This is a genomic window from Arthrobacter sp. 2YAF22_2 (genome assembly GCF_052114645.1).
In the GTDB taxonomy this organism is placed as follows: domain Bacteria; phylum Actinomycetota; class Actinomycetes; order Actinomycetales; family Micrococcaceae; genus Arthrobacter.
On record NZ_JBFRFD010000238.1, the window covers coordinates 1 to 5474 of the forward strand.

Annotated in this window: 4 protein-coding genes; 1 reads left to right on the plus strand and 3 read right to left on the minus strand. The window is 67.1% G+C overall.

Annotation, left to right across the window (positions count from 1 at the left end; translation table 11 throughout):
• The coding region (locus tag AB4Y86_RS10990; protein WP_441402269.1) for a hypothetical protein at nucleotides 1-620 on the plus strand (620 nt) is incomplete at its 5' end.
• Here AB4Y86_RS10990 and AB4Y86_RS10995 read toward each other — a convergent pair.
• The 3 genes from AB4Y86_RS10995 to AB4Y86_RS11005 form a co-directional block, all read right to left on the minus strand.
• Complete coding sequence (locus AB4Y86_RS10995) at nucleotides 585-2426, minus strand: ABC transporter ATP-binding protein (RefSeq protein WP_441402270.1); 1842 nt, start codon at nucleotides 2424-2426, stop codon at nucleotides 585-587. The two genes, AB4Y86_RS10990 and AB4Y86_RS10995, sit on opposite strands and share 36 nt — an antisense overlap.
• 6 nt (nucleotides 2427-2432) lie before the next feature.
• Nucleotides 2433-3944 (minus strand): IMP dehydrogenase, encoded by a 1512-nt coding sequence (gene guaB, locus AB4Y86_RS11000; protein WP_441402271.1) that lies wholly within the window; start codon nucleotides 3942-3944, stop codon nucleotides 2433-2435.
• A gap of 180 nt (nucleotides 3945-4124) precedes the next feature.
• Nucleotides 4125-5474: acyltransferase family protein (locus AB4Y86_RS11005; protein WP_441402272.1), on the minus strand; the 1350-nt coding region annotated here is incomplete at its 5' end.

Consider the following 5474-nt stretch of genomic DNA (forward strand, 5'->3'; position numbering starts at 1 on the left):
TCGGAACGCTGTCCGGACTCAGGGCCGTGATCGGGTTCTGGCAGGCCTCCCCGTTCGGTCCGTTCGCCGATGTCATGGTGCAGCTGCCCTCCGGCCATCGGATCCTGCTCGCACCCACGCGGGAAGTGGCCGATTTCGTCGCCGCGACCTACACCTTCGACGAGGTGCGCGTGATCGGTGTGGACGTTTCGCTGGGGTGGGGGACGCTCGTGGTGGAGGCCGGGCCTTTGACGGTCACCGCCGGGACCGGCGGCAGGACTCCCCTCGGGTTCGCCCTCCGCGCCGTCCCGCGGCCCCTCGCAGTACATCCCAGGTGGCTGCGCGCGGTCAGCCCGCTGGCCAGCCTCCTCAGCCCGGGCGCCAGGACCTCGGGAACCGCGGGCAATGGAAAACGCGAGTCCTACGGTGTCACCGACGTCCATCGCATCCGCCATGCCGACGTCACCTGGGAGGGCCGGAGTGCGGGCGCTTTGACAGCCGTGCGGCCCCCGGTGACGTTCGGCTTCAGCAGCGTCCCAGCGCAACCGAGCCTGGCACGAGTCCGGACCACGGTCGAGGGCCCGGCGCCGGACGGTCGACGCGGCTCAGACCTCTTCGGGTTCCTCCACCGTCAGTTGTGATTCGAACATCCGGAAGTAGCGGCCGCGCAAGGCCACGAGTTCCTTGTGGGTGCCCTGCTCGACGATCCGACCGTCCTCGAGCATGTAGACGATGTCCGCTTTCTCGATTGTCGCGAGGCGGTGGCTGATGGCGATCATCGTGCTGCTGCGGTCCGCGAAGAGCCGGGTGAAGATCCGGTGCTCGGCCAGGGCGTCGATCGCCGACGTCGGCTCGTCCATCACCATAAAGGACGCGTCGCGGTAGAAGTTCCTGGCCATCGCCAGTCGCTGCCACTGGCCGCCGGAGAGCCCGCTGCCTTTCCGGCCGCGGGGATCCTCCATCCAGTTACTGACGTGGTTGTCCAGCCCGTTGGGCAGTCTGTTGATGAACTCGAGGGCCTCCGCGTCGGCCGCGGCCCGGCGGACCCGTGCGTCATCCCGGGGTGCGTCGACGTCGCCGAAGAAGATGTTCTCCGCCGCGGTGGCGAACTCGTACTTGAGGAACTCCTGGCTGAGCACGGCCAGGTGGCGGTGCCAGGACTTCACGTCGACGGCGGCGAGGTCGACGCCGTCGAGCAGTACCTGCCCGGAATCCGGCCGGTAGAGCCCGGCAAGAATCCGGATCAGGGTGGACTTGCCGGCGCCGTTCTCCCCCACGATGGCGATGTGCTGGCCCTGCCGGATGGTCAGCGAGATGCCCTTGATGACTTCCAGCTCGCTGCCGGTGTAGGTAAAGCGGATGTCCCGCAGTTCCACCGTCCGGGGCGCCTGCAGCAGGGCAGGGGCGTGCTCGGAGTGCGCCGGCAGCGCCATGAACAACTCGTAGTCCGTCAGGTTCGAGAGGTCCTCGTCGATGGAACTGAGCGAGGAGACCAAGTTGTTGGCGGTGGACAGGGCACGGCTGACAATCTGCTGGACGTAGAGGAACTGCCCCACCGGCGCGGCCCGGGCGATGACCTGTCCCACCACCCAGATCAAGGAGACCACCTCGGCGCCGTACTGCAGCGCGTCGGCGGCGAGTTGCTTGGGGATGTAGCGCTTCTGGAAGTCCAGCCGGCGTTTCTCATCCGCGTCCCGGAGCCGGGAACGGAGCCCCATCAGGTAGCCGACGATCCCGTAGAGCCGCATCTCCGCGATGTGTTGCGGCCGCAGCAGGTTCGTTTCGATCATCCGGCGCTGCCGGCGCGAATCGACCTGGGTGTTCCAGTGCGCGATCTGTTCCCGGGAGAGCCTGAACTGCAGGTAGACGCTGGGCACGATCGCGATCAGGACAATCACGGCGATCCACCAGCTGACCAGCAGCAGGGCGCCGATGGCCAAGATCACGGAGACCAGCTGGGTGAAGATGGCGGCGATTCGGTCCAGGACCCGCGCGTAGGAGTCGGAGAAACGCTTGGCCCGGTCGTACAGGTCCACCGTCTCCTTGTCGTCATAGCGCCAGAAGTCGAGAGCGAGGAACCGCTCGTACATCTGGTCCCCCACGACCGCGCCGACCCGGAAACTCATGAGTTGCTGGATGTAGCGGTCCACGCTGCTGAACGCTCCCCAGAAGAGGCCGAGCGCCGCCGTGATGACCACATATATGATCGCCTGCGGTCCCGCCGCCGCGTTGCCCGCATAGGCGGCCGCCAGCGCCGTGGTGGTCAGCGCGGCGAAGTAGGTGGTGACCAGCGGCAGCACCGCGGAGATCAGCGAGCCCAATACTTTCATCACGACGGCGGCGGGCGAGGCACGGAAGCTGACCCGCAGCACCTGCGCGACGGCCCGGGCGTACGGCCTCAGCGTGAGCTTTCGGCTGGGCGCCCGGGCCGGTCGCAATTCAGACATTTTCGCTCAGCGCGAGCCGTAGTTCGGCGCCTCCACCGTCATCTGGATGTCGTGCGGGTGGGATTCCTTCAGGCCCGCGGCGGTGATCCGGACGAACTTGCCGCGGGCCTTCAGCTCGGGGATTGTCGCGGCTCCGGTGTAGAACATGGTCTGGCGGAGGCCGCCGACCAGTTGGTGCGCCACGGAGGCCAGCGGGCCGCGGTAGGCGACGCGGCCTTCGATGCCTTCGGGGATCAGCTTGTCGTCGCCGGAGACGTCGGCCTGGAAGTAGCGGTCCTTGGAGTAGGAAGTGTTCTTCCCTCGGGTCTGCATGGCGCCGAGGGAGCCCATCCCGCGGTAGAGCTTGAATTGCTTGCCATTGACGAAGATCAGGTCGCCCGGGGACTCATCGCAGCCAGCCAGCAGGGAGCCGAGCATGACGGTGTCGGCGCCGGCCACCAGGGCCTTGCCGATGTCGCCCGAGTACTGTAGGCCGCCGTCGGCGATCAGCGGCACACCGGCGGGGATGGCGGCCTTGGCGGACTCGTAGATAGCGGTGATCTGCGGGACACCGACGCCGGCCACCACGCGGGTGGTGCAGATGGACCCCGGGCCCACTCCGACCTTGATGCCGTCGGCACCGGCGTCGATCAACGCCTGCGCGCCTTCGCGGGTGGCGGCCTGACCGCCGATGATGTCCACGTGCGCGGCGGCCGGATCGGACTTCAACCGGCGGATCATGTCCAGGACACCCTGTGAGTGGCCGTTTGCGGTGTCCACGAAGAGGGCGTCGACGCCGGCGTCGACCAGGGTCATGGCACGTTCCCAGCCGTCGCCGAAGAACCCGATGGCGGCACCGACGCGCAGCCGTCCCTCGTCGTCCTTGGTGGCCAGCGGGTACTGCTCGGCCTTGGTGAAGTCCTTGGTGGTGATGAGGCCCTTGAGTCGGCCCTGCTCGTCGACCAACGGAAGCTTCTCGATCTTGTTGGTGGCCAGCTTGTGGGAGGCCTCCTCGCGGCTGATGCCCACGTGCCCGGTGACCAGCGGCATCTTGGTCATGACGTCGCTGACCAGCCGGATCGGGAAGTCCGCCTCCGGCACGAACCGGGTGTCGCGGTTCGTAACGATACCCAGCAGGCGCATGCCCTCGTCCACGACCGGCAGGCCGGATACCCGGTAGTGCGAGCAGATCTCGTCCAGTTCGGCGAGCGTCGCCTCGGGGCCGATCGTGAGCGGGTTGGTGATCATGCCGGATTCGCTGCGCTTGACCCGGTCCACCTGGTCGGCCTGGTCGGCGATCGAGAGGTTCCGGTGCACGACGCCGAGGCCGCCCTGGCGGGCCATCGCGATGGCCATCCGCGATTCGGTCACGGTGTCCATCGCGGCGGAAAGCAGCGGCGTGTTGACGGTGATGCGCTTGGAGATCCGGGACGAAGTGTCCGCCTCGGAAGGGATCACGTTGGTGTGTCCCGGCAGGAGCAGGACGTCGTCGTAGGTCAGGCCGACGAAGCCAAAGGGGTCGTGTTCGGGCTGGGTCATGAGTGCGCCTCTTACCTTGGGTTTCCGGGTTCACGGGTAGGGATTGCAGCAGATGACCAGCCCGTCATTACGGGCATGGCCTGTGCAGAAGTATTGAGTAAATAGTAGAACCTTGGCGGCGATCCCCATATTCCGGGCGACGGATGTGAGCAACGCCATCCGACCGAGGCGCCGCGGGCGTCACTTCCAGCCGGTGGCGGCGAGCAGTCGCTCCTCGAACATCGGGATCATGCTTTGCACGTAGGTCTTGGTCAGGTGGTTGTCGTCCTTGTAGACGTAGACATTGCCGACGACCGCGGGGCAGGTCCGGTCGGCGCAGATAAAATCGCTCATGTCCATGAGATGGAGCCGGGGGACCTTGCCGCGATAGTCGTCCAGCGGCGAGGACGCGGCCAGGGACTCCTGCAGCGGGACGTTGCAGTCGGCCGCGTGGGTGCCCTTCTTCTGGACGCATTCGGGCATGTTCATGTTGAAGCGCGGGTTGTCGCGGATGCCGACCACTTCGATCCCGGCGTCGGTGAACGGCTTGATGCCTTCGAGGTACTGCGGCACCTCGGTTTCGTACGGGGCGTCCTTGAGGGTGAGCGAAGCGACCGTGAAGACGGCGTCCGGCTTGTGCTCCAGGACGTAGTCGGAGCTGGCCTTGTTGAAGGCGTTGCAGTCCGCGTCGCGCTCGGTGGATTCTCCGCCGAAGCGGCAGTTGCCCTTGAGCAGGGTGACGACTTCCCAGCCGTGGCTCTTGGCGATCGGACCCAGCGCGGCCATGTACTGCTGGGCGTGCGAGTCGCCGAGCACAACGATTCTCTTGACGACCGGGTCCGGGCGGCTGTTCTGCAGGCAGCCCGCCAGCAGCGGGTCGCTGGGAATGTTTTTGTCCGTGCACAGCCCGTCGATGTCAGCCCATTCGTTCTTCATGGCGCCCGGCGCCGGGATGATCTTCGCGTCCGGCGTCGTTTTGCCCGCGTTCTCCGGGGCCAGGGCGGCGGCGCCGGGCGTCAGCTCCCTGGGCTGGGACGCGGCAGCGGCCTCGTCCGCCACCATATGGCTTTGCCAGAGCGTGACCGGCCCGGCCAGCACGGCACCACAGGCGGCGATCACGACGGCGGTGCGCCAGGCCCGGCGCTGCGGCCAGTGCCATTCGCGCAGCGGCTTTTCAACGAAGCGTGTGGTGAGCACGGCCAGCAGCACCGACACAGCGACAACGGCGAGGCCCTGCCACAGGTTCGGCGAACTCAATCCCATCGCGGCGAGGGCCAGCACCAGCAGCGGCCAGTGCCAAAGGTACAGTGCGTAGGAGTTGTCACCGAGCGCCACCAGCGGCCGCCACGTCAGGAACCGGTCCACGCCGAAGCGGCTTCCGCTCCGCCCGGCCACAATGATGGCCGCCGCAGCCAGGGTTGGCCACAGTGCGATGAAGCCGGGAAAGGAACGGTCCACGCTCAGCAGCAGCCCGCAGGAGAGCATCCCGGCCAGGCCAGCCCAGCCCAGTACCACGCGCAGCACCTTGCCCGGCTTGAGGTAGGGCAACGC

Coding starts and splice junctions, on each gene's coding strand:
- guaB (WP_441402271.1), bottom strand. CDS start 3,944: ATGACCCAGCCCGAACACGACCCCTTTGGCTTCGTCGGCCTGACCTAC.
- AB4Y86_RS10995 (WP_441402270.1), bottom strand. CDS start 2,426: ATGTCTGAATTGCGACCGGCCCGGGCGCCCAGCCGAAAGCTCACGCTG.